At 58.4% G+C, this 22,098-nt stretch carries 21 protein-coding genes; 14 read left to right on the top strand and 7 right to left on the bottom strand.

Features of this window, described 5'->3' with window-relative positions:
• The 14 genes from AD659_RS24430 to AD659_RS24370 form a co-directional block, all read left to right on the top strand.
• A partial coding sequence (locus tag AD659_RS24430; RefSeq protein ID WP_211269637.1) for an RHS repeat-associated core domain-containing protein occupies positions 1 to 1,161 on the top strand: 1,161 nt, incomplete at its 5' end.
• Between the two features lie 3 nt (positions 1,162 to 1,164).
• The gene (locus AD659_RS29550; RefSeq protein ID WP_082343609.1) at positions 1,165 to 1,566 is read left to right on the top strand and encodes a hypothetical protein; all 402 of its coding nucleotides are present in this window, start codon (positions 1,165 to 1,167) and stop codon (positions 1,564 to 1,566) included.
• 619 nt (positions 1,567 to 2,185) lie between these two features.
• On the top strand, positions 2,186 to 3,439 hold the full coding sequence (locus tag AD659_RS24425; protein WP_053125736.1) for a cystathionine gamma-synthase family protein: 1,254 nt from the start codon (positions 2,186 to 2,188) through the stop codon (positions 3,437 to 3,439).
• A gap of 134 nt (positions 3,440 to 3,573) precedes the next feature.
• Complete coding sequence (locus AD659_RS24420; protein ID WP_053125734.1) at positions 3,574 to 5,004, top strand: amino acid permease; 1,431 nt, start codon at positions 3,574 to 3,576, stop codon at positions 5,002 to 5,004.
• A 58-nt stretch (positions 5,005 to 5,062) separates the two neighbouring features.
• Complete coding sequence (locus AD659_RS24415) at positions 5,063 to 5,947, top strand: LysR substrate-binding domain-containing protein (RefSeq protein ID WP_053125732.1); 885 nt, start codon at positions 5,063 to 5,065, stop codon at positions 5,945 to 5,947.
• 30 nt (positions 5,948 to 5,977) lie between these two features.
• The gene (gene thrC, locus AD659_RS24410) at positions 5,978 to 7,342 is read left to right on the top strand and encodes a threonine synthase (protein ID WP_053125730.1); all 1,365 of its coding nucleotides are present in this window, start codon (positions 5,978 to 5,980) and stop codon (positions 7,340 to 7,342) included.
• A gap of 11 nt (positions 7,343 to 7,353) precedes the next feature.
• Positions 7,354 to 7,791 carry an Lrp/AsnC family transcriptional regulator gene (locus AD659_RS24405; RefSeq protein WP_053125728.1) on the top strand — a complete coding sequence of 146 codons (438 nt, stop codon included), beginning with the start codon at positions 7,354 to 7,356 and terminating at the stop codon, positions 7,789 to 7,791.
• Between the two features lie 556 nt (positions 7,792 to 8,347).
• The gene (locus AD659_RS24400) at positions 8,348 to 9,406 is read left to right on the top strand and encodes a homoserine dehydrogenase (RefSeq protein WP_053125726.1); all 1,059 of its coding nucleotides are present in this window, start codon (positions 8,348 to 8,350) and stop codon (positions 9,404 to 9,406) included.
• Positions 9,403 to 10,815 carry an aldehyde dehydrogenase family protein gene (locus AD659_RS24395; protein WP_053125724.1) on the top strand — a complete coding sequence of 471 codons (1,413 nt, stop codon included), beginning with the start codon at positions 9,403 to 9,405 and terminating at the stop codon, positions 10,813 to 10,815. Before AD659_RS24400 ends, AD659_RS24395 begins: the two co-directional genes overlap by 4 nt.
• Before the next feature lie 224 nt (positions 10,816 to 11,039).
• On the top strand, positions 11,040 to 11,279 hold the full coding sequence (locus AD659_RS29885; protein WP_153043949.1) for a hypothetical protein: 240 nt from the start codon (positions 11,040 to 11,042) through the stop codon (positions 11,277 to 11,279).
• Positions 11,280 to 11,380: 101 nt separating this feature from the next.
• Complete coding sequence (locus AD659_RS24385; RefSeq protein ID WP_053125722.1) at positions 11,381 to 12,655, top strand: glycoside hydrolase family 68 protein; 1,275 nt, start codon at positions 11,381 to 11,383, stop codon at positions 12,653 to 12,655.
• A 594-nt stretch (positions 12,656 to 13,249) separates the two neighbouring features.
• Positions 13,250 to 13,609 carry a DUF6124 family protein gene (locus AD659_RS24380; protein ID WP_053125720.1) on the top strand — a complete coding sequence of 120 codons (360 nt, stop codon included), beginning with the start codon at positions 13,250 to 13,252 and terminating at the stop codon, positions 13,607 to 13,609.
• Positions 13,610 to 13,785: 176 nt separating this feature from the next.
• Positions 13,786 to 14,361, top strand: a complete 576-nt coding sequence (locus tag AD659_RS24375; protein ID WP_053125718.1) for a hypothetical protein — start codon at positions 13,786 to 13,788, stop codon at positions 14,359 to 14,361.
• 416 nt (positions 14,362 to 14,777) lie between these two features.
• Positions 14,778 to 15,137: a DUF6124 family protein gene (locus tag AD659_RS24370; protein ID WP_053125716.1), complete on the top strand. Its 360-nt coding sequence runs from the start codon at positions 14,778 to 14,780 to the stop codon at positions 15,135 to 15,137.
• A gap of 129 nt (positions 15,138 to 15,266) precedes the next feature.
• On the opposite strand, the gene AD659_RS24365 is transcribed toward AD659_RS24370, so the two are convergent.
• The 7 genes from AD659_RS24365 to AD659_RS24335 form a co-directional block, all read right to left on the bottom strand.
• On the bottom strand, positions 15,267 to 17,138 hold the full coding sequence (locus AD659_RS24365) for a DUF2075 domain-containing protein (protein WP_053125714.1): 1,872 nt from the start codon (positions 17,136 to 17,138) through the stop codon (positions 15,267 to 15,269).
• 24 nt (positions 17,139 to 17,162) lie between these two features.
• Positions 17,163 to 17,546, bottom strand: coding sequence for a nucleotide pyrophosphohydrolase (locus AD659_RS24360; protein WP_053125711.1), 384 nt, complete (start codon positions 17,544 to 17,546; stop codon positions 17,163 to 17,165).
• Between the two features lie 129 nt (positions 17,547 to 17,675).
• Positions 17,676 to 18,446, bottom strand: a complete 771-nt coding sequence (locus AD659_RS30085; protein WP_153043948.1) for an HNH endonuclease — start codon at positions 18,444 to 18,446, stop codon at positions 17,676 to 17,678.
• A 545-nt stretch (positions 18,447 to 18,991) separates the two neighbouring features.
• Positions 18,992 to 19,723, bottom strand: a complete 732-nt coding sequence (locus AD659_RS24350; protein ID WP_053125708.1) for a LexA family transcriptional regulator — start codon at positions 19,721 to 19,723, stop codon at positions 18,992 to 18,994.
• 197 nt (positions 19,724 to 19,920) lie between these two features.
• Complete coding sequence (gene ppa / locus AD659_RS24345) at positions 19,921 to 20,448, bottom strand: inorganic diphosphatase (RefSeq protein WP_018611265.1); 528 nt, start codon at positions 20,446 to 20,448, stop codon at positions 19,921 to 19,923.
• A 111-nt stretch (positions 20,449 to 20,559) separates the two neighbouring features.
• Positions 20,560 to 21,372 (bottom strand): M90 family metallopeptidase, encoded by an 813-nt coding sequence (locus AD659_RS24340; protein ID WP_053125706.1) that lies wholly within the window; start codon positions 21,370 to 21,372, stop codon positions 20,560 to 20,562.
• Between the two features lie 5 nt (positions 21,373 to 21,377).
• Positions 21,378 to 22,034 carry a DedA family protein gene (locus tag AD659_RS24335; RefSeq protein ID WP_053125704.1) on the bottom strand — a complete coding sequence of 219 codons (657 nt, stop codon included), beginning with the start codon at positions 22,032 to 22,034 and terminating at the stop codon, positions 21,378 to 21,380.
• Positions 22,035 to 22,098: the final 64 nt, after the last annotated feature.

Here is a 22,098-nt window from a genome sequence, read left to right as displayed (position 1 = left end):
GTCAAGGGCAACCGCCTGCTGAGGGAGGGTGACCGCCACTACGACTACGACGCCTTCGGCAACCTGATCCGCGAACGCCACGGCCAGGCCCTGGTCAGCGCCTACCGCTACGACAGCCAACACCGCCTGATCGGCGTCACCACGGCCGACGGCCGCGAAACGTCCTACCGCTACGACGCCTTCGGCCGACGGATCAGCAAGACCGTGGACGGCCTGACCACGGAATTTTTCTGGCAGGGCGACCAGCTCGTCGCCGAAAACAGCCCGCGCCATCACCGCAGCTACATCTACGAACCGGGCACCTTCCGTCCACTGGCGATGCTCAACGGCGAAGGCCCGGAAAAAGCCACGCCGTTCTACTACCACCTCGACCACCTGGGCACGCCCCAGGAACTCACCGACCCCGCCGGCCAGATCGTCTGGTCGGCGCGCTACAACGGCTACGGCAAACTCACTGAACTCCAGCACGGCGACGGCGAACAACTGGAACAGCCGCTGCGCTTCCAGGGCCAATACTTCGACCCCGAAAGTGGCCTGCACTACAACCGGCACCGCTACTACAATCCCGAGACTGGCCGCTATTTGGCGCCTGACCCGAGCAAGCTGGCGGGAGGGCTCAATGGGTATCGGTACACCCTGAACCCGACGGGGTGGGTGGATCCGTTGGGGTTGGTGGATTGTCCGGGGAAGGGCGGGTGTAGGCCGGCGGTTGGGGAGCAGGATTCGGCGGGTAAGGTTGGGGTGGATGAGGGGGAGGCTTCCCCACCAAAACCTACATTTCTTTATCGTGGAGACTTGAGGGGGCCAGAAATCATTTTTAAAGAAGGTTTTAGGAGCTTGGGGAAGAGCACCGACCTACGACTTCATGTTTGGGATAACAGAAATCCACCGAGTAATTTTGTCAGTACAAGCACGGATGTTGATGTCGGTATCGATTTTGGAACAAAGTATAGGACGCGCAAAGGGTATCTGTATGTCCTAAAGCGAATTCCTGGACGCGATGTAAATAAGGAGCTCCCGCGAAGTGATGTTCCTTATAGCTATGAGTATGAGATTGCAATCCCTGAACGGGTAAAAGCGGAAGATATTATCGGGGTCACTCCACTTAAGAAGGATGGTTCCTATGTTGGGTACTCTTTACCCAACCCTCAAAGGAAATAAAAAATGACGAAGCAAGTTATTTCAATTGTTAAAGACGGTCAAAAAGATGAGGTGCTGCTTGATGTTAATTCAGCAAAATCAACAATTTTGCTCACCTTTAAAAGTGGCTGGTCAAAAAAATATTCCGGGGCTGACGTGTATGAGTGTCTTGGAAAGATTATAAAAGAACACTCCGATTTGAAATTTTTATGCAAGGGAGCTAAGCGAAGTGTAAGACCTTCCAGTATGTCCTCGCAAATGTCGTCAGGGATAGCTGCATATGAACATGTTTTGGGTAAGCGTGCCTCAAGATCGGATCTTGTTAATATATTTGACTATGAAGACCAAGATATAGTCAGTGATCCTCAGCTGCAAAAAGATCATTTTTTTCTTTGGCTTGAATCTATAAAGGATGTGGATGAATAGGATCTAGATTGTGTGGGAACAATCGAAAGCCCCTGAACATTGATCGTTCCCACGCTCCCGCGTGGGAATGCATCACGTGACGCTCTGCGTCACATCCAGAAGCGGAACGCAGAGCGTCCCTGGCGACATTCCCACGCAGGAGCGTGGGAATGATCGATAACACTGGCCCTGTGGCGAGGGAGCTTGCTCCCGCTGGCCTGCGCAGCAGCCCCAAAGCCATTCAACGCGGTGACCGGGTAGGTTTACGACTGCTGCGCAGCCGAGCGGGAGCAAGCTCCCTCGCCACGATGATTCTCACAGCCTTTAAGTCCACGGTCGCCTGTAGGACTTGCGCTCACGCATTCCGATGTCACCACAATTTCCAGTGTGGGAGCGAGCTTGCTCGCGATAGCGGAGTGTCAGTCACTATCAATGTAACTGACCCGACGTCATCGCGAGCAAGCTCGCTCCCACAGGTTTCATCAGTGACCTTAGGTGTCGCGACTTCGCCTCCAGCCATTAAAAAAACCACCCCTTTGGCACCGATAACATCGTTTCTCGGCCGCCCGGCTTTTCCCTATATTGGCCCTCAGATCCGGTGGATGGCTCAACGTCCACCCCCTCAGTGTGAGTAGCCTCGATGAACAATAAACCTGACAGCACAGGGCTTGATAATGCCGGCGCGGGAACCCGGGCGGTTTGGGGTGGGGAGCAAGTCAGGCACCCCTACAACGCCACGCAACCCCCCATCGTGGCCAGCGCCGCGTACGGTTACGACGACATCGACGTCTGGTACGACGTCGCCTTGGGCAAGGCTCCCGGTTTTATCTACAGCCGCATGAGCAACCCGACCGTCGAGACCCTCGAAGCCAAGATTCGCGAGTTGGAAATGGCCGAGTCCGCCGTGGCCTTCAGCAGCGGCATGGCGGCGATCAGCAGCGTGCTCTACACCTTCCTGGCCCACGGTGATCGGGTGGTGTCGACCAAGGACAGTTACGGCGGCACCAACAAGATCTTCGAAGAATTCCTGCCGCGCACCGGCGTGGCGGTGACCTTGTGCGAGACCTTCGATCACGACGACCTCGAACGTGAAATCGCCAAGGGCTGCCAGGTGCTGTACCTGGAAACCCCCACCAACCCGACCCTGAAAATCCTCGACATCCCGCGCCTGGTGGCGGCGGCCAAGCGTGTCGGCGCCGTGGTTGTGGCCGATAACACTTTCGCCACGCCACTGAACCAGAGCCCGCTGGCCTTGGGCGTGGACGTGGTGGTTCACAGCGCGACCAAATTCCTCAGCGGCCACGGCGACGTGCTCGGTGGCCTGGTGTGTGGCAGCGAAGCCTTGATGGCCCAGGTGCGGCATTACCGGGAAATCAACGGCGCGAGCCTCGACCCGTTCTCGGCCTACCTGATCATCCGTGGCATGAAGACCCTGGCGCTGCGCATGCGCCAGCAACAACACAGCGCCCGGGCCCTGGCCGAATTCCTCTGCACCGAACCGCTGGTGGAGGCGGTCAATTACCCGGGCTTGCCGAGTCACCCGAACCACGCGGTGGCCTGCGCGCAGATGTCCGGCTTCGGCGCCATCGTCAGTTTTGTCCTGGTCGGCGGCATGGACACGGTCAAACTGCTGCTGCCACGCCTGCGCTTCGCCCATTGCGCCGGCAACCTCGGTGCGGTGGAAACCATCTACGGTCCGGCCCGCACCACCAGTCATGTCGAAAACACCCTGGAGGAACGCCAGGCCCTGGGCATCTCCGAAGGCCTGGTGCGGGTCTCGGTCGGCATCGAAGACACCGACGATCTACTGGACGATTTGAAACAGGCCTTCGCCTTCGTCAAAAAGACCCTCAATCCGCAACTCAATGAAGTCCACACCGAGACGGCAAGCTGAAGTTTGAAAGTTGATACCCCGCGACAAGGCTGTCAGCGGGGCGTTCATGAATAGGAATAATAATAAAAGCTCAGCGGCGCTTGTCTTACTCGCGCAGACGTAGATGCGCGCCCTGACATTTCATGAGAACAACCATGTCCATAACAGAACAACAAACGAGTACGCGGGCCGGCTTCAAGCAGGAAATGCAGACGCGCCATATCGTCATGCTGGCCTTGGGCGGCGTGATCGGTACCGGCCTGTTCCTGACCTCCGGCTACACCGTCAACCAGGCCGGCCCGATGGGTGCGGTCATCGCCTACATCATCGGCGCGCTCATGGTTTACATGGTGATGATGTGCCTGGGCGAACTGGCGGTGCAGATGCCAGAAACCGGCTCCTTCAGCACCTACGCCACGCGCTTTCTCGGGCCTGGCACCGGCTACACCGTGGCCTGGCTGTATTGGCTGACGTGGACGGTGGCGATCGGTTCCGAGTTCACCGCCGCGGGCATCCTCATGACCCGCTGGTTTCCCGACACGCCGGTGTGGATCTGGAGTGCGCTGTTCGCCGGCGTGGTGTTCCTCACCAACGTGGTGTCGGTGCGTTTGTTCGCTGAGACCGAGTTCTGGCTGTCGTTGATCAAAGTGCTGACCGTGGTGGTGTTCCTGCTGATCGGCGGTGGCGCGATTCTCGGCCTGTTGAACATCGACCAGGCTCACAGCATCGGCTTGAGTAACTTCACTCGCGAAGGACTTTTTCCTACCGGCTTCATGCCGATTGCGATGACGCTGCTGGCGGTGTCCTTCGCGTTTTCCGGCACTGAGTTGATCGGCATCGCCGCCGGCGAAACCAAGGACCCGCAACGCAATGTGCCCCGCGCCATCCGCACCACGGTGCTGCGCCTGGCGGTGTTTTTCGTCGGGACCATTTTTGTCCTCGCGACGCTGTTGCCCCGCGAGCAAGCCGGTCTGGTCGAGAGTCCGTTCGTCACGGTGTTCACCTACATCGGCATTCCGTACTCGGCCGACATCATGAACTTCGTGATCATTACCGCGCTGTTGTCGGCGGCCAACTCCGGCTTGTACGCCGCCTCGCGCATGCTCTGGACCCTCAGCGATCAAGGCCACTTGCCCAAGCAATTCTCGGCCCTGACCCGCATGGGCACGCCGCTCAACGCGATTATCGTCAGCATGGCCGGCGGCGCCGCGTCGTTGCTAAGCAGCGTGTTTGCCGCCGACACCATCTACCTGGCGCTGGTGTCGATTTCCGGCCTGGCCGTGGTGGTAGTGTGGATGAGCATCGCCGCGAGCCAGATCGGTTTCCGTCGCCACTACGTCGCGAACGGCGGCGACATTCGCAATCTCAAGTTCCGCGTCCGCGGTTATCCGTGGGTGCCGCTGGGGGCGCTGGTATGCTGCAGCCTGGCGTGCATCGGGATCGCCTTCGATCCTGAACAACGGGTGGCGCTGTACTTCGGCTTGCCGTTCATCGCCTGGTGTTACTTCGTGTATTACATTACTCGCAAAAGCCGCGAGCGACGCTTGTCGGTTGCCCTCGTGGCACAACCGTCCGACGCGTTCTAAGCCGCGTCGACGGGGCGGGCAAACGTGCCCGGTGCGTGGGGGTTAACGAGGTAAGACCATGAAGCAAAAAACGTTGCCCCCATTGAACTGGCTGCGAGCGTTCGAAGTGTCGGCCCGCTGCCTGAACTTCACCCACGCCGCCGACGAATTATTCTTGACCCAGGGTGCGGTCAGCCAGCAGATCCGCCAGTTGGAAAGTCACCTGGGGGTGGCGCTGTTCAAGCGCTTGCCCCGCGGCCTGGGCCTGACCGAGGAAGGCCAGGCGTACCTGCCGGTGGTGCAGGACGCGATCACGCGACTGGCGGTGGGCACCAACGAGATCTTTGGCCAGCACAAGCGCCGGCCGATCAAGGTGCGCGGCAGTCTGGCGTTTTTCGTGCACTGGCTGGCGCCGAAACTGGTGGACTTTCGCCAGGCCCATCCCCACGTCGACATCCGCTACATCAGCAACATCTGGGTCAAGGAACTGGACGGCGAAGACGACATGGAAATTCGCTGGGGCCACGGCCAATGGCCCGGCCTGGTGTCCCAGCGCCTGACCTGGGACACCTTGTTCCCGGTGTGCTCGCCGGCCTTGATGGCGACGCTGAAGGTGCCGGCGGACGTGGCCAAGCATCCGTTGCTGCACGTGCTGGGTTACGAAGAGGGCTGGGGCTACTGGCTGAACAGGGTCGGTGCCGACTCGGTGGATTCTTCGACCGGCATGCAATTCGACACACTGGTCTGCACCTTGCGCATGGCCGAACTGGGGCAGGGCATCGCCCTGGCGCGGTCGTCGATGGTCAGTGACATGCTCGGCGACGGACGCCTGGTCGAACCCTTCGCCCAGCGCATCGAAGCCAGCGAATCGTTTTACCTGGTGCGCAGTTCCGGGGCCGAACAACACCCGGACGCGGCGCGGTTTTCCACCTGGCTGGTGGAGCAGGCGCATCGCTTCAAATGAGCCGTTTCAAGTGAATATCCGGAGTTGTCCATGCGCTATGTGAGTACCCGAAATTCGGCCGTGCAGGTCGATTTCGAAAAAGTCGTGCTGTCGGCCATCGCCGAAGACGGCGGCCTGTTCGTCCCCGTCGCACTGCCGCACTTCGAACCCCAGGACATCGCCAACTGGTCCACGTTGTCCTATGACGAACTGGCCTATCGAGTGATGCGTCCGTTCGTGGGCGATACGATTCCCGAGGCCGACTTCAAGCGGGTGCTCAAGGAGGCTGGCAGCCAGTTCAGCCATCGTTCTTTGGCGCCGTTGCATCAGGTGGATCGCAACGAATGGGTCCTGGAATTGTTCCACGGGCCAACCCGCTCTTCGAAGGATTTTGCCGCGCAATTACAGGCGCGGCTGGTGCAGTACTTCCTGCGCAAACGCGGGCGTCGCGCCGTGGTGATTGGCGTCACCAATGGCGACACCGGCCTGGCCGCCATCGAGGCGTTCAAGCACTGCGACGAGACCGACGTGGTGGTGATTTATCCCGAGGCCGGCGTGCCGCAAGACCAGCTTCAAGACCTGCAAGCGACGGCGCATCCGCGGGTTCATCAAGTGGCTGTCGATGGCAGTTTTGATGAATGCCAGACCCTCGTCACGCAACTGTTTCGACAGCATGAGGCGATCAGTTTTAACTCCAGCAATTGGGTCAGCGTCATGGCGCAGTTGGTGTTTTATTTCCACGCGGTGCTGCAACTGGGCGGCGGTCAGCGGCCCATCGGTTTCAGCGTGCCGGCGGCGAGTTTTGCCGAAGTCTATGCCGGCTACATCGCACAGAAAATGGGTTTGCCGATCACGCAGATGATCGTCGCCACCAACCAGAATGACGCGCTGCATCAGTTCTTTTTGAAAAACCACTACTCGCGATTGCGCGCCAGCAAGACCCTGTCGCCGGCCATGGATTTGTCGATTTTTTCCAACCTGGAACGCTTTCTCTGGGAGCTCTATGGGCACGACGACCAGGCCGTGCGCGCGCTGATGCACACCTTCGAAACCCACGGCGAAATGACCATCGCCAACGAGTTCTGGTTGCAGGCGCGGATGATCATCGACTCGTACGCGGTCAGCGATGAACAGACGCTGGAGGAGATCACTTCACTGTATCGCGACACTGGTTACGTCATCGACCCACACACCGCCACCGGCGTGCTCGCGGCGCGTTTGTACCGGCGAAGCCTGGTGGCGCCGATGGTGACCTTGGGCGAGATCTCACCTATTAAATCGGCGGCATTGCTCGATGAGTTGGGGATCCACATTGCGGCGCCACAGCGTACGATGTCCGGGCACGGTCCAGCGCAGATTCATCGCATCCAGCCGGACGACCTCGGTGCCCTCCATCAACTGCTCGGCGCCCTATAACCGGAGGCCCCATGAAGCGAATTCTCGACCCCCTCGACGAACGCATCATCGCCGAACTGCGCCTCAACGCCCGCGCCGCCCACGCCGAGCTGGCGGCCAAGGTCAACCTCTCGCGCAACGCCGTACGCCAACGCATCGAACGCCTCGAACGCGACGGCGCGATCCAGGGCTACACGGTGCGCACCGGGGAGGGCGCGCAAGCGTCGTCGAACATCAACGCCGTGATCTTCGTCTACCGCTACGACCGCATGCGCGGCGCCGAGGTATTGCAAGCGTTGCAAGCCATGCCGGAAGTGCTGCAGTGCGATGTGATGAGTGGCGAGTTTGATTTGATGCTGCGAGTCGGCGCGGCGAACCCGGAGCGGGTGCATAAGGTGTGGAAAGAGATCTCGGCGTTGCCGGGAGTGGAGAACACCGTGACGTCGTTTGTGTTGTCGTCGGTGGTCTGAAGCTTCACCACAATAATGGCTGGCACCAAAGTACCTGTGGGAGCGAGCCTGCTCGCGATAGCGGAATGTCAGTCAACCTATTGCTGACTGATCCACCGCCATCGCGAGCAAGCTCGCTCCCACAGGGAAATGTGTTCGGCCAGGCCCTGCCTATCGCCGCCGCTGATGGTATTCACAAATAAACCAGCCACCCCAAACCCGTGGCGAGGGAGCTTGCTCCCGCTGGGCTGCAAAGCAGCCCCAACCAGGTTGACCCCAATCAACCTGACCCACCGCGCTGGACCATTCCAGGGGCCGCTGCGCAGCCCAGCGGGAGCAAGCTCCCTCGCCACAAGAGCCGGCGCAGGTGCATGCCCTAACACCTATGGACCAAACACCCAAAAAACCTGTGGGAGCGCGGCCAGTCGATTCTTGGCTTTTTTCATGCCTGACGCTTTGCCCACCCCCTGGTCAAAACGCCCAGAAAATAGAGCAAATTGGCATATTTCACTGCCCACCCCGCCCCCCTAACCTAGATCCCAACAACCTCATCACCCGGATCAAGGACATAACAAAAATGACTGAATACAAACTGGCGCTGGTCGGCTTCGGCGGTGTGAACCGGGCATTGGCTCAACTGATTGCCGAGCGCAACCAACAGTGGAAAACCGAACTCGGCTTCACCCTGAAAATCGTCGGCGTGACCGACCTGTTCCTCGGTTCGGTGATGGACCGCCACGGCCTCGACGCCGCATTGCTGGCCAAACTGCCCACCACCAAAGGCGCCATGGCTCAGCTGCCCGGCGGCACCGTCGACGCCCTCAACGAAGCCGTGATCAAAGACTGCGGCGCCGACATCATCGCCGAAGCCACCTTCACCAACCCGGTGGACGGCGAGCCCGCCACCTCGTTCTGCCGCTGGGCCCTGGAGCGCGGCAAACACGTCGTGACCACCAACAAAGGCCCCATCGCCCTGCACGGCGCCGAACTCAAAGCCCTGGCCCAACGCAACAACGTCGCCTTCGAATACGAAGGCTCGGTCATGAGCGGCACCCCGGTCATCCGCCTCGCCAAACAAGCCCTGGCCGGCAGCTCGATCACTGGCTTCGAAGGCATCCTCAACGGCACCTCCAACTTCGTCCTCACCGCCATGGAAGGCGGCCTCGGTTTCGCCGAAGCCGTCAGCCAGGCCCAAGCCCTGGGCTATGCCGAAGCCGACCCGACGGCAGACGTCGAAGGCCACGACGTGCGCCTCAAAGTAGTGATCCTCGCCAACGAACTGCTCGACGCCAAACTCACCGTCAACGACGTCAGTTGCAGCGGCATCTCCGCCCTCAGCCTCGCCGACATCGAAAAAGCCCGCCACGACGGCGCCCGCTGGAAACTCATCGGCGCCGCCACCCGCCAGGACAATGGCTCCATCAGCGCCAGCGTCGAACCGCGCCTGCTCAGCAACGACCACCCACTGGCGAGCATCAGCGGCGCCACCAACGCCGTGTCGTTCATCAGCGAACTGCTCGGCGCCGTCACCGTCTCCGGCCCGGGCGCAGGCCGCACCGAAACCGCTTTCGCACTGCTGTCGGACATCATCCACATCCACCAATCGGCAACCCGCAAACAGGAGCACAACCAGTGAACGTATCGCGCCTGGCCCTGGCGGTCGTCGAACCGCACATCGAAGTCCTCAACCCGTTTGACGGCAGCGTCGTCGGCACCGTCGCCGACGTGTGCGCCTCAGAAGTTCCACACCTGCTCGAGACCGGCCGCAGCGGCGCAAAAACCTGCGCCGCACTCCCGCGTCATCGCCGCGCCAGCATCCTCGAACAAGCAGCACTGAACATCGAACGCGACGCCAAAGCCTTCGCCCGACTCATCGTCGACGAAGCCGGCAAGACCCTCAAACAGGCCGAAAAAGAAGTCAAACGCTGCATCAACACCCTCAAACTCTCCGCCGAAGAAGCCAAGCGCAACGCCGGTGAAATCGTCCCGTTCGACGCCTACGAAGGCGCCGAATCGCGCCAGGGCTGGTTCACCCGCGAACCCCTGGGCCTGATCGTCGCCATCACCCCCTACAACGACCCGCTCAACCTGGTCGCCCACAAACTCGGCCCGGCCATCGCCGGCGGCAACGCGGTGATCCTCAAACCGTCCGAACTGGCCCCGTTGTCCGCCCTCAAACTGGTCTCGTACCTGGTCGCCGCCGGCCTCCCCGAAACCGTGGTCACCGTCGCCACCGGCGGCGCCGAACTCGGCAAAGCCCTGGTCGCCGCCCGCGACGTGCGCATGATCTCCTTCACCGGCGGCTTCGTCACCGGCGAACAAATCGCCCGCACCGCCGGCCTGAAAAAACTCGCCATGGACCTCGGCGGCAACGCCCCCGTCATCGTCATGGGCGACTGCAACCTCGACGCCGCCGTCGACAGCTGCGTCTCCGGCGCCTTCTGGGCCGCCGGGCAAAACTGCATCGGCACCCAACGCTTGCTCATCCACGCACCGATCTACGAAGCCTTCCGCGAACGCTTCGTCAACCAGGCCCAAGCCCTCGTCGTCGGCAACCCGCTGCTCGCCAACACCGACATCGGCCCGATGATCACCCAACAAGCCGCGCAGAACGCCGAACAAGTGGTCAACGAAGCCCTGCAACAAGGCGCCACCTTACTCTGCGGCCATCGACGCCAGGGCACCTGCTACGCCGCCACCGTCCTGGAAAACGTCGACCACACCAGCCGACTCTGGCGCAACGAAGCCTTTGCGCCGGTGGTGGTGTTACAGCCGTTCGAGACGTTCGATGAAGCCATCACGTTGGCGAACGAACCTGAGTACGCGCTTCACGCTGGGATTTTCACCAACGACCTCAGCACCGCGATGAGCGCTGCACGACGGATCGAGGCAGGGGGCGTGATGATCAATGATTCGTCGGATTTCCGGTTTGATGCGATGCCGTTTGGCGGCTCGAAGTACGGCAGTTTGGGCAGGGAAGGGGTGCGGTTTGCGTATGAGGAAATGACCCAGCCGAAGGTGGTTTGTTTGAATACGTTGGGGTGAGGGTGGCGAATCAGTCCTCGGACTATGGTTCAAGGCGCAGGAACCGCTTGCCTGTCATGTCGCTAAAACACCCTTTCGACAACACATGTCGTCCTCATGTCGTCACCAGCGACATGAGGACGCAAGGTGTCGCTGGTCAAGACAATCTGCGCAATATCAGCCACATCAAATCAACTGACCCAGCGCCATAACAGGCATCCCCCACCCCCACTGTGGGAGCGAGCTTGCTCGCGATAGCGCACCACCAGCCACATCAAAAACAACTGACCCACCGCCATAACAGGCATTCCACACATCCCCCTGTGGGAGCGAGCCTGCTCGCGATAGCGCCAAGCGCTCAGAACACCAAGCGTGCAGGCAACATCGGCGATCTCCCAAAAACCAACTTCTTCAAACGCTCCAAGCTGAAACGTATCAGCTATAAGAAAAAACCAAAATATGCACAAATGCATTTTTATGCTTGACCTGCATAGGCAAGCCTCTATAAGGTGATTTCACTGTATGAACATACAGTATTTCTAAATCGCTACTTATTTAAATCCATTCATGGACGAGGCAATAACCTATGAAAACCACCACTGAAAAATTCGGTGCAACCCCCCATCAACCCAGCCTCTGGACCCGCGCCGACGCGTTGAAAGTCCGGGCCGATGACCCCACCACCACTCAACCACTGGTCAGCGCGGATTTCCCGGTCCTGAACAACGACGTGTTCATCTGGGACACCATGCCCCTGCGCGACCTGGACGGTAACGTGACGTCCGTCGATGGCTGGTCGGTGATCTTCACCCTGACCGCCGATCGTCATCCAAACGACCCGCAGTACCTCGACGAGGACGGCAACTACGACATCCTCCGCGATTGGAACGACCGCCACGGTCGGGCAAAGATGTACTACTGGTTTTCTCGTACCGGCAAGAACTGGGAATTCGGTGGCCGCGTGATGGCCGAAGGCGTTTCGCCCACCGCTCGCGAATGGGCTGGTACGCCGATCCTGCTGAACGACCGAGGTGAAGTGGACCTGTATTACACCGCCGTCACCCCAGGCGCGACCATCGTCAAGGTGCGCGGTCGGGTAGTGACCACTGAACACGGTGTCAGCATGGTCGGCTTCGAGAAGGTCAAGCCGCTGTTCGAGGCAGACGGCAAGATGTATCAGACCGAAGCACAAAACGCGTTCTGGGGTTTCCGCGACCCATGGCCTTTCCGCGACCCGAAAGATGGCAAGCTGTACATGCTGTTCGAGGGTAACGTGGCCGGTGAGCGCGGCTCGCACAAAGTAGGCGAGGCAGAAATCGGCGACGTGCCGCCGGGTTATGAAGATGTCGGCAACTCGCGCTTCCAGACCGCCTGTGTCGGCATCGCCGTAGCCCGCGACGCGGACGGTGACGACTGGGAAATGTTGCCGCCACTGCTGACCGCCGTCGGGGTAAACGACCAGACCGAGCGCCCGCACTTCGTGTTCCAGGATGGCAAGTACTACCTGTTCACGATCAGCCATACCTTCACCTACGCCGACGGTGTCACCGGGCCGGACGGGGTGTACGGTTTCGTCGCGGACTCGCTGTTCGGCCCTTACGTGCCCCTGAACGGTTCCGGCCTGGTGCTGGGCAACCCATCCTCCCAGCCATTCCAGACCTACTCGCACTATGTAATGCCAAACGGCCTGGTGACCTCCTTCATCGACAGCGTACCGACCGACGAAACCGGCACGCAGATTCGTGTCGGCGGCACCGAGGCACCCACGGTGGGCATGAAGATAAAAGGGCAGCAGACGTTCGTGGTGGCCGAGTACGACTACGGTTACATCCCGCCGATGCTTGACGTCACGCTCAAGTAACGGCAACACCGGGGGGCAGGCAGCGGGTTTGCGGTCGATGGCAAAACCGTTGTGGATAGGATCGAGATATCCCGCCTGATTTATTGCGACGTTGCTCGCACGCCCCATTGAACAACGAGTCAAACCCTCTTCGCGACTGGCTGCAAGGATGCAGCCAGTCGCGAATGCATTCCCCTGCAACGCATGTTCACAAGCTCCACTGTGGGAGCGAGCTTGCTCGCGATAGCGGTGTGTCAGCCAACATTCCAACCAGCTGTTTATCGTGACTCCACGAGACCAGCCACGACCGACATCGCCTTGCGCCATTGCCTACAACTACGCCAGAATCGGCCGGCTTGTGCGTCTTGGAGAGCGTCGGTAGTTTGAATCCTGTCACTGAGCATCAGTGATCGGGTTTAGTCGCCCGTCTCAACCTAAGGCGTAACAAGTCCCGTCGGACAGGCTGTGCTGTTCCTGTATTGATGGTGGCTGTGCGCAGGGCGCCCCCGGGCGCGCCGGGATTCTTAGGTTCACCGGTCGACTAACCTGCGCACAGCTGCCGCCCTCTCGTTTAGTCGCGAGGTGGTTGCAGCATCACTTAAGGAACCTAAGTCGATGGCAAAAATTACACCGAACCCTCCGACCACAGATGAGCATGTGTCCCGCGCTCAGTCTGCTCGTAACAATAAGCTTGATGAGGCTGCCAACCGGGCGTTGGATTACTACCTGAAGCCTAAGCCGAAGGAAGAAACGTCTGACAAGCCCAACACTATTTTCCGTATCGCACCGGATGTTGATTCGGAATGTCTGCTGGCCAACCTCAGTGAGAACCTGGCTTCGGCGAATGCCATGATCAGTGATTTGGCGTTTGGTCTTGAGGGATCACGACGGCATTTTGCGTTGGGGATTTTGCAGGTGATTGAGGTGAGTGAACTGTTGGCGAGTCGGGCTTTGGATATTGTTGAGGTGAGGTAGCAAGGGGCCGCGCTTACCCCGGGTATGAAAAAAGGTCTTGCATGGCAAGGCCTTTTTTGTTGCTGGTAGCCCGACAGCGGCCAGCCACGACACATGATCGATTGTGATGATTGCCCTCAATATTTCGCCCGGCAGGTCGTTAGCCTTATCTGTTCACCCTTATCAAGGAAGCAGCCGTGTCCGAAAATGTTTACGCACCACCTTTGGCTCCATTGGAGACCTTCGTTGAACAGCCATACGAATTCTATGTGGTCTCACCGGCAAAGCTTCTGACACTGGCGATTCTGACGTTTGGCTTCTATTTCTATTACTGGTCATACAAAAACTGGAGCCTGTACAAGCAATCCACCCAGGCAGATATCTGGCCGTGGGCTCGCGGCCTGTTGTGCATATTTTTCATTCACCAACTGTATCGGCGCGCGAATGAGAAAATTCGTGGCAGTGGTCGTACGTATGAGTGGGACTATGAGCAGTGGGCAACCGTATTCGTTGTGCTGACGGTCGGTGCCAATCTGTTGGATGCAGTGGCGAAGCGCGTCGATGGCTTCGAGTTTCTGATGGGATGGTTACTGTTGGCGATTCCACTGCGAGCCTATGTGGTGAGCCGGGGCCAACCGATGATCAACTTCGCCGCCAATGACCCTCAGGCGCTGAGCAATTCGCGCTTCACCGCCTGGAATTATCTGGCCATGGTGCCCGGAGTGCTGCTTTGGGCGCTGGCAATGCTTGGCGTCTGGACTATCTACCGTTAAATCGATTGGGAGTGGAGGACACTCAGCCGAAGTGGTTCGTTTGAATAAGTTAGGGGAAAACGGCGGGATGTTTATTGGGGCACGTGGGAGTTGGGAGGGGCTGACGCCGTCTTGCGCCATTGCCTACAACTACGCCAGAATCCGCCGGCTTGTGCGTCTTGGAGGGCGTCGGTAGTTTGAATCCGTCACTGAGCATCAGTGATCGGGTTTCGCAGCCCGGACTCTATAGGCGCACAACGTCACCTTCGAAAGCAGATTACCCATGTCTGTGATTTCGTCAGAGGTGGCTGTGCGTGGGAGACCCCTTGGGTCTGCCGGTCCCTAGAGTCCCGGTCTGCGAACCCGCGTACAGCTGCCACCCCAACTTCGTTTCGCAGCGAATGGTGGTAGCTCCAACAGACTCTAGGAGCTTTACCATGGCTAAGATTACACCCAACCCGCCAGCTACAGATGAGCATGTGTCTCGCGCTCAGTCTGCTCGTAACAAGAAGCTCGATGAAGCTGCTGAACGGGCTTTGGATTTTTATCTGAACCCTACGCCGAAGAAGGAAACGTCTGACAATCCCAACAGCATCTTCCGCATCGCGCCTGATGTTGATTCGGAGTGTCTGCTCGCCAGTCTCAGTGAAAACCTGGCTTCGGCGAATGCCATGATCAGTGATTTGGTGTTTGATCTGGAGGGATCGCGACGGCGTGTTGCGATGGGGATTTTGCAGGTGATTGAGTTGAGTGAACTGTTGGCGAATCGGGCTTTGGATATTGTTGAGGTGAGATAGGGCGGGGTGTTGGCTGCCTCTCTGGCGAAAAAAGGTCTTGCTTGGCAAGACCTTTCATAAAAGCCCCGAAACGACGGGCGCTCAAATTGTCCAACAACCTGTTGGATAATTGTCCAAGTCAGCAGGACGTCAGCGGGGGCGGTAATCGGCAAGCCGACTCTCAAAGTATTGTGCCGTTTCCTGATCGGTGCAGTACAGGTAGCACCCTTTCAACCCACGGGTCATCAGTGTTCGGTACGTGTTTTTGATGATCAGATCCGTCTCCTTCTGCGCGAAATCAGGCCGCTCTTTCATTAGTTTTTTCCAGCCGCGAATCGATTTGTCGTACTTGTCACGCTTATGCGGCGATGTCAGCACTTGCCCGTCTCGGACGATTAAGTCCGGTCCGATGATCACTCCTATGTAGTCGACTTCCAGCCCTTGGCAAGTGTGGATGCAGCCGACCTGTTCAATGGAGTTTTCCGCGATGATCCACAAACTGCCGTCCTGATCCAGGTTCCATTGGCGAGCGTAATCATCACCAATCACTATATCGGAAGCCTGAGAGTCTGTTTTGCTGAGCCAAGGCCAGCAGTAACCCGCGACAACGCGAGCTTTGTTCCCGTGGTTTTTCTGCTCGATGGCCGTGTGCATCGCCTGCGGAGTGTTGAACACCTTGAATTCGTATTCGCTAGTATCGAGTAGCGGATTGGCAGTCGGTCGAATAGCCAATACGTCATCCAACCACGCTAGATAGCCATCAGAGCCACTGCAACGGAACTGGGAGGACAGCGAATACTCCTCCACCGTTGCGCCTTTTGCTTTGGCAAAGGCACGGATTGCCCGCTTGTTACCGATGTCGCTCAAGGTCACGCGTTGATCTTCGTCGATGAAGAAAATCGAGCACTTCGCTGAGTTGATCAATTCCTTAATTTGGTTCTCGCCCAGGTTCCCATAAAGACCGCTTTTCTCGTTGAGCCTGTGAGCTTCGTCAACGATGAGTGCGTCGAACGTATTGGGCTCGGTTTCGATAAACGCACCCGAGCCAGAAAAGAAATTAGAAAAATGACTACGTTTGATCGTTCCGACCAGTTTGCTTTCGTAGACCTTGCGTGGTGCGGCGTTTTTCGAGACGTATTTGCTCAGTAACTTTAAGCCGGTGAGTCTTACCAGCAAGTTAATTGCCAAAACGGTTTTTCCGGTTCCAGGGCCGCCCTCGATGATTAGCACCTTTGGCGCTGCTGTGGACGCTTCACTCGCCGCAACAAGCGCTGACTCGAATATTTCCTTTTGGTCGTCAATCAATACGAACTCTGGTTTGCCTTTCATGAGCCCGCCAAGCGCCTCGGCTAACGCTTTGGATGGCCGAATTTTTCCGTTGGAGAGTTCGTAGAGAACCTCCTTGTTATCGCCGTGGGTAATGTGTTTTTTCAGGAAGGTCCGTAGCTTGGTCAGTTCCTCGGGGCCTTTGAGGAACAATGGAGCTTTACTGGTATGGGCTTGGTAGTGAGCGGAGTCGATGACGCCATCACTGACATAGTTATGCAGATAGGCGCAGGGCCGAATTTCGATGCTTTTGTCATATACCGCTTCGTTGAAGCCTTCCAGCAGCGCTGCGTACGACCATACCTGGTAGGACGGGTGAATGGTTTCAACGAGACCGCCACCCAAGGCAGTTTTCACTATCGCGTCCTTGGTGGTTGCGCTCGCCTTGCTCCATTGCTTCAGTTCGATCAATACAGCTTTTTTTGCTTGGTTCTCATCGCGTCCCGTGAGCAAAAAATCGATGCGTTTCGAGGACTGTGGGATATGCAACTCAATGGCCAGACCAGCGTCGCTGGGTAGATCATCATCTCGAAGTACCTTGGCCATGTAGGTCAGGGATCCCTGCCACGACCTGATCTCTGACGCGCCGACCTTCTTACCAGTGGCCTCTTTGAAGTGCCGGAGGATCACTTCTTCAATGTCGTCGTTATCGTTGTCTTTCAAGAATTGCTGTTTGGTCGCAGCGTAAACGATCACAAGAGGTCCTTAGAGCACTGAAGGTCAGAGTTGGTCGTACTTTTTGCTGGTGCTTTTGGCTTTGTCGACGGGATATTTCTGGCCGTTCAGAGCAAGTTTGCTCGCGACCGCTTCGTTGAGATCGACTCCTAGCACGTTGCTCAGACGGACTAAGTACATGAGTACGTCGGCTAGCTCATCCTTCACGGCTTGGGCGGTTGTGGGATGCTTCGCGGCAGCCACTGAATCGGCTTCGCTCATCCACTGGAAAATCTCGCAAAGCTCACCTACCTCGCCTGTCAGGGCCAGCAAAAGGTTTTTGGGCGAGTGAAACTGCTGCCAGTCGCGATCATCTGCAAAGCGCTGAAGCGACGTCGCAAGATTTTCCACGTCGATTAATCGTTTGGGTGTGCCGTCTGCCTTGCTCACAGGCTTGCCTCTCGTTTGCCGCCAGAAACGTGACCAACAGCCACGTCAGAAATCTAGGGATGGATTGTAAGAGTTTTCTTTTGTGACAGTGGGCTTTTGACTGATTTTCGCTTCGACAGTCGGCCCAGTTCAGGCTTTATTTTTGGCGGCTTGGTAGCGCTCCTTGACCTCGGCGACACTCAGCCACTTACGGCGTGAATGCACCACTCGATGGCAATTGGCACATAACAATGCGAGGTCCGCGAGCTTGGTTTTATCGCCAGGTTGGAGCGTATGCAGTGGCTTAGTGTGGTGCACATCGATAACACCTTCGATGTCCGGGCCATATGTTTTGCTGAAGTTGAGACCACAGGCTTCGCACTGGAGGACACCGTGCTTCTTGAGGGCTTCGTCCTTTTTTCGTTTTACGAGTTTTTTGTCCCTTTCCCGTACACGGTGCACGCGGGTTAACACTTTTCCTTCCTCTGCTTCGAAGAAGCCCGGTTCTTCCTCCGCACTTAGATCCATTGGCGTAGTAGAAGAAGTGGTTCCGACGTTCGCCTTGATGGCTGCTACGACTTCGGCCAGACGCTCGGGATTATTAGCAAACTCCAGCCATACCAATTCTTCGTCCTTATTGCCTTTTGCAAGACCTGTGCGACCAGTGTTGGTGTAGCTCGGATCCCAACGACGGAAATTATTGAGCTTCATGCAGACACCATTGGTGTTACGAAAACTCTGGTTCTTGCTCACACCTGTAGCGGTGCCAATGAGATTGAGGCTCTGTGATAGGGCTCGGACTTCCGGATGATTCACTCCGGGTAAACCATTGCGGTGAAGAAGGTACAGATTCAGAGCTAGGACGAGTTCGTCACGGCTCCAGGGCGGATTGGATTGATTGCTGATAGATGAAGAGGACATGGCGGGGGCTATCCGTAGGGTTCCCGTTTCGCTGTAGGACGCAGCGCAATATGTCGTCAGAATATTCTCTTCTGATGGCGTTTGGGAATCATACGGTGTTCGATGACCTTCGCCTTCGAGCACGGGGATGCTTACGCGCGACGTTGTTTGGTCATCAGGCGGGATTTTGGACGGGGGGATGGATAAAACTCAGACATTAAAAAGCCGGCTTATGGCCGGCTTCTCGTTGACTGATTCAGCTCGTTTTTGACAAACCTTACCAGCCTTCAAAACGTACATCCGGCTCTTGCGGCCGGCTGTGGGACTTGGTCAGAAAGTGATCTGCCTTGTCGGTGCGAGGCGTGGGCTCGCAAATGTGGGGCGGAGGATACGCGGGTTTTCTTCGGAATCCCAGTGGTAAGTGGTGTGGAATCATTGGGTTAAGGGGATTTAGGGGGAAAGCAGGGGGCTGCTGCGCAGCCCAGCGGGAGCAAGCTCCCTCGCCACAAAAGCTCCTGCCACAGCTCCTACTGCAGTTCCTGCCACGGTTTCTGGTCTTGGGTGGGTTAGTCGGACACCGGCGGTCTCTGTTTGTTGAGGGTTGACCACCAGAACACCCAGCCGATCACGTGGATGTGTTGCGCATCGATCTGTTCTGCGCTGAAAACCTCATCAGGATACGCAGCGCTGTTGTGGCTGCGCAGGCGCAGTCGGTTGCCGGGGATGCGATGCAGGTATTTGATGCGCAGCATGCCGTCGTGTTCGAGGGCGTAGATTTGGCCGTCGACAATTTGCGTCAGGCCGCGGTCGATGGCGAGGGTGGAGCCGTCTTCGATGCGTTCGGCCATGCTGTCGCCGACCATGGTGATGCAGATGGCGTCGCTGGGGTCGATTTCGAGGGATTCGAGGTGGCTGCGGGGCAGGCGGATGGATTGGTCGGGGATTTCGACGATGTGGGTTTTGGTTTCGCCGGGGGCGATGGGGACTTCCTTGTAGAAAGGCAGTTCGATGTCGGTGGGTTCCGCCACGCTGTAGACGCCGTCGTTTTCGGCCGCCTCATAGGTGGTGCCGGGGCCGAGGCCCAGTGGGGTTTGTGGGCCTTCGCCGCGGGCGAGCCATTCCGGGCTGACGGTCAGCAGGCTGGCGATGGAGTGGATGCGCCCGGGCGGGATGCCACGGTTGAACCAGTTGTTCACGTGTTGGGATTTCACGCCGTATAACTTCGCGAAGTCGGCGGAACGGATGTTCGCTTCTTTTAGAAGGGCTCGGAAGCGGTCGCCACTGGAAAGTATTTTCATAAACGGAAAGTTTAGGGGCGACTGTGTTTTCGGCAATAAACAGGTTGTTCAAATATATAAGATGATCTTTCCGTTTGCAGGATTTGAAAGGCGCGGGCTAAACGGGTTTAAACGATGTTAATACGAAGTTGTATTAAGCCCCATTAAGGCATAAAAAAACCCCGGTGCAAACCGGGGTTCTTTATTCAAATACAGCCTCAGCCTTTGTAGGCGGCAGCCGACTTGATGATCGCTTCGCGGGCGGCGTCTGCGCCGGCCCAGCCTTCGATCTTGACCCACTTGCCTTTTTCGAGGTCTTTGTAGTTCGCGAAGAAGTGTTCGATCTGCTGGATCAGCAGCGGTGGCAGGTCGGTGTATTCCTTCACGTCGACGTACAGCTGCGACAGTTTGTCGTGTGGCACTGCGATGACTTTGGCATCGCCGCCGCCGTCGTCGGTCATGTTCAGGATGCCGACTGGACGGGCGCGGATGACCGAGCCTGGGGCCACAGGGTAAGGGGTCACGACCAGCACGTCGAGGGGGTCGCCGTCGTCGGCCAGGGTGTTGGGGATGTAGCCGTAGTTGGCCGGGTAGAACATGGGGGTGGCCATGAAACGGTCAACGAACAGGCAGTCGCTGTCTTTGTCGATTTCGTATTTGATCGGGGCGTGGTTGGCCGGGATTTCGATTGCGACGTAGATGTCGTTCGGCAGGTCTTTGCCAGCCGGAATCTTGCTGTAGCTCATTGGGCGGTGCCCCCGTTAGTTGACCAAATGACTGGTCGGATTGACCAAAAAGTGGCGGCGATTATAGGCATATTCGGCCGCTGTTGCCACGTTAGCAGGGTCTTAGAGACCTTAGTATGACGCCTGATAGACCGGATCTTCGGCCTGAAGTTGCCGCAGCCGGGCCAACGGATCCTGGCGGTAGAACGCCTTGAGCTGTTCGTACACCCGTGGATAGGCCTGGTGCAGCAGGTCCGGGGCGCTGAAGAAGTATTCGCTGGTGACGGCAAAGAACTCCGCCGGGTTTTCCGCGGCGTAGGGGTCGATGACGGTTTCCGCGTCCGGGTTCTGGTCCAGTTGGCGGTCGAGGTCGTCGAAGGCTTGCTGCATGGCGTCGGCCCAGTCGCTGACGCGCATGTCGGCGTGCAGCGGTGGCAGGCCGTTGGCGTCGCCGTTGAGCATGTCGAGTTTGTGCGCCAGTTCGTGGATCACCAGGTTGTAGCCGTCCCAGCCGCCGCTGGCCATGACGCCGTCCCAGGCCAGGATGATCGGGCCTTGGGGCCAGGCTTCGCCGCTGTGTTCGCCGTCCCACTCGTGTTCGATGCCGCTGGCGTCGCGGTAGCGTTGGGGGCTGAGGAAGTCGTCGGGGTAGAGGACGATTTCGTGGAAGCCCTGGTACCAGTTCAGTTCGCCGAGGTGCATCAGCGGCAATTGGGCCTGGGCGGCGAGCAGCAGGCGTTGTTCCAGGTGCAGTTCGACGCCGGGCAGGGCGGTGAGGTGTTTGTCGTGCAGGAACAGCACGCAGGCTTCCCGCAGCCATTGGTCCTCGGCGGCGCTGATGCCGTCGAGGAAGCTCAATTGTTGGCGCACGCGTTGCCAGGTGTCCTCGGCCACGGGGTGTTTGGCGAGGGTGCGTCGGCGGCGCCAGTTGCTCAGGGACCACATGGCGATCAGCGCGGTTGGGCTTTCGAGGCGCGCTGGTTCAGTTTGCTGCGCACCAGGCTGATGATCATCGGTAGCAGCGACACCAGGATGATGCCCACCACGAGCAGCGACAGGTTTTGCTTGATGAAGGGCACGTTGCCGAAGAAGTAGCCGAGGGTCACCAGGCCGCCGACCCAGAGGACGGTGCCGAGGACGCTAAAGCCGAAGAAGCGCAGGTAGTTCATCTTGCCGACGCCGGCGACGAAGGGCGCGAAGGTGCGGATGATCGGCAGGAAGCGCGCCAGGGTCACGGTTTTGCCGCCGTGTTTGTCGTAGAAGTCGTGGGTTTGTTGCAGGTAGTCGCGGCGGAAGATTTTCGAGTTGGGGTTGCTGAACAGTTTTTCGCCGGCGGTGCGGCCGATCAGGTAGTTGGTGCTGTCGCCGAGGATGGCCGCGAGCATCAGCAGGCCGGCCAGCAGCAGTGGGTCCATGGCGCCACCGGCGGCGACGGCGCCGGCGATGAACAGCAGGGAGTCGCCGGGCAGAAACGGCATCACCACCAGGCCGGTTTCGCAGAAGATCACCAGGAACAGGATGGCGTAGACCCACGTCCCGTAGTTGGTCACCAGCATGTCGAGGTAGACGTCGAGATGCAGGATGAGGTCGAGGGGGTTGAAATCCATGTATGGCACCTGTGGTGGCGGCCCGACTCGGCAGGCGGATGGGTCTGGCTTTGAGTATGGCTAC

The organism is Pseudomonas thivervalensis, assembly GCF_001269655.1.
GTDB lineage: Bacteria > Pseudomonadota > Gammaproteobacteria > Pseudomonadales > Pseudomonadaceae > Aquipseudomonas > Aquipseudomonas thivervalensis.
Note: the sequence above shows the minus strand (reverse complement) of the source record. Positions and strands in the feature narration are given on the sequence as shown.

Excerpts from the sequence above, each read along its gene's own strand:
- AD659_RS24350 (WP_053125708.1), bottom strand. The coding sequence starts at position 19,723 with ATGAAAATACTTTCCAGTGGCGACCGCTTCCGAGCCCTTCTAAAAGAA.
- AD659_RS24400 (WP_053125726.1), top strand. The coding sequence starts at position 8,348 with ATGACTGAATACAAACTGGCGCTGGTCGGCTTCGGCGGTGTGAACCGG.
- AD659_RS24370 (WP_053125716.1), top strand. The coding sequence starts at position 14,778 with ATGGCTAAGATTACACCCAACCCGCCAGCTACAGATGAGCATGTGTCT.
- AD659_RS24340 (WP_053125706.1), bottom strand. The coding sequence starts at position 21,372 with ATGTGGTCCCTGAGCAACTGGCGCCGCCGACGCACCCTCGCCAAACAC.
- AD659_RS24380 (WP_053125720.1), top strand. The coding sequence starts at position 13,250 with ATGGCAAAAATTACACCGAACCCTCCGACCACAGATGAGCATGTGTCC.
- AD659_RS24425 (WP_053125736.1), top strand. The coding sequence starts at position 2,186 with ATGAACAATAAACCTGACAGCACAGGGCTTGATAATGCCGGCGCGGGA.
- thrC (WP_053125730.1), top strand. The coding sequence starts at position 5,978 with ATGCGCTATGTGAGTACCCGAAATTCGGCCGTGCAGGTCGATTTCGAA.
- AD659_RS24385 (WP_053125722.1), top strand. The coding sequence starts at position 11,381 with ATGAAAACCACCACTGAAAAATTCGGTGCAACCCCCCATCAACCCAGC.
- AD659_RS29550 (WP_082343609.1), top strand. The coding sequence starts at position 1,165 with ATGACGAAGCAAGTTATTTCAATTGTTAAAGACGGTCAAAAAGATGAG.
- AD659_RS24335 (WP_053125704.1), bottom strand. The coding sequence starts at position 22,034 with ATGGATTTCAACCCCCTCGACCTCATCCTGCATCTCGACGTCTACCTC.
- AD659_RS24420 (WP_053125734.1), top strand. The coding sequence starts at position 3,574 with ATGTCCATAACAGAACAACAAACGAGTACGCGGGCCGGCTTCAAGCAG.
- AD659_RS30085 (WP_153043948.1), bottom strand. The coding sequence starts at position 18,446 with ATGTCCTCTTCATCTATCAGCAATCAATCCAATCCGCCCTGGAGCCGT.
- AD659_RS24405 (WP_053125728.1), top strand. The coding sequence starts at position 7,354 with ATGAAGCGAATTCTCGACCCCCTCGACGAACGCATCATCGCCGAACTG.
- ppa (WP_018611265.1), bottom strand. The coding sequence starts at position 20,448 with ATGAGCTACAGCAAGATTCCGGCTGGCAAAGACCTGCCGAACGACATC.
- AD659_RS24415 (WP_053125732.1), top strand. The coding sequence starts at position 5,063 with ATGAAGCAAAAAACGTTGCCCCCATTGAACTGGCTGCGAGCGTTCGAA.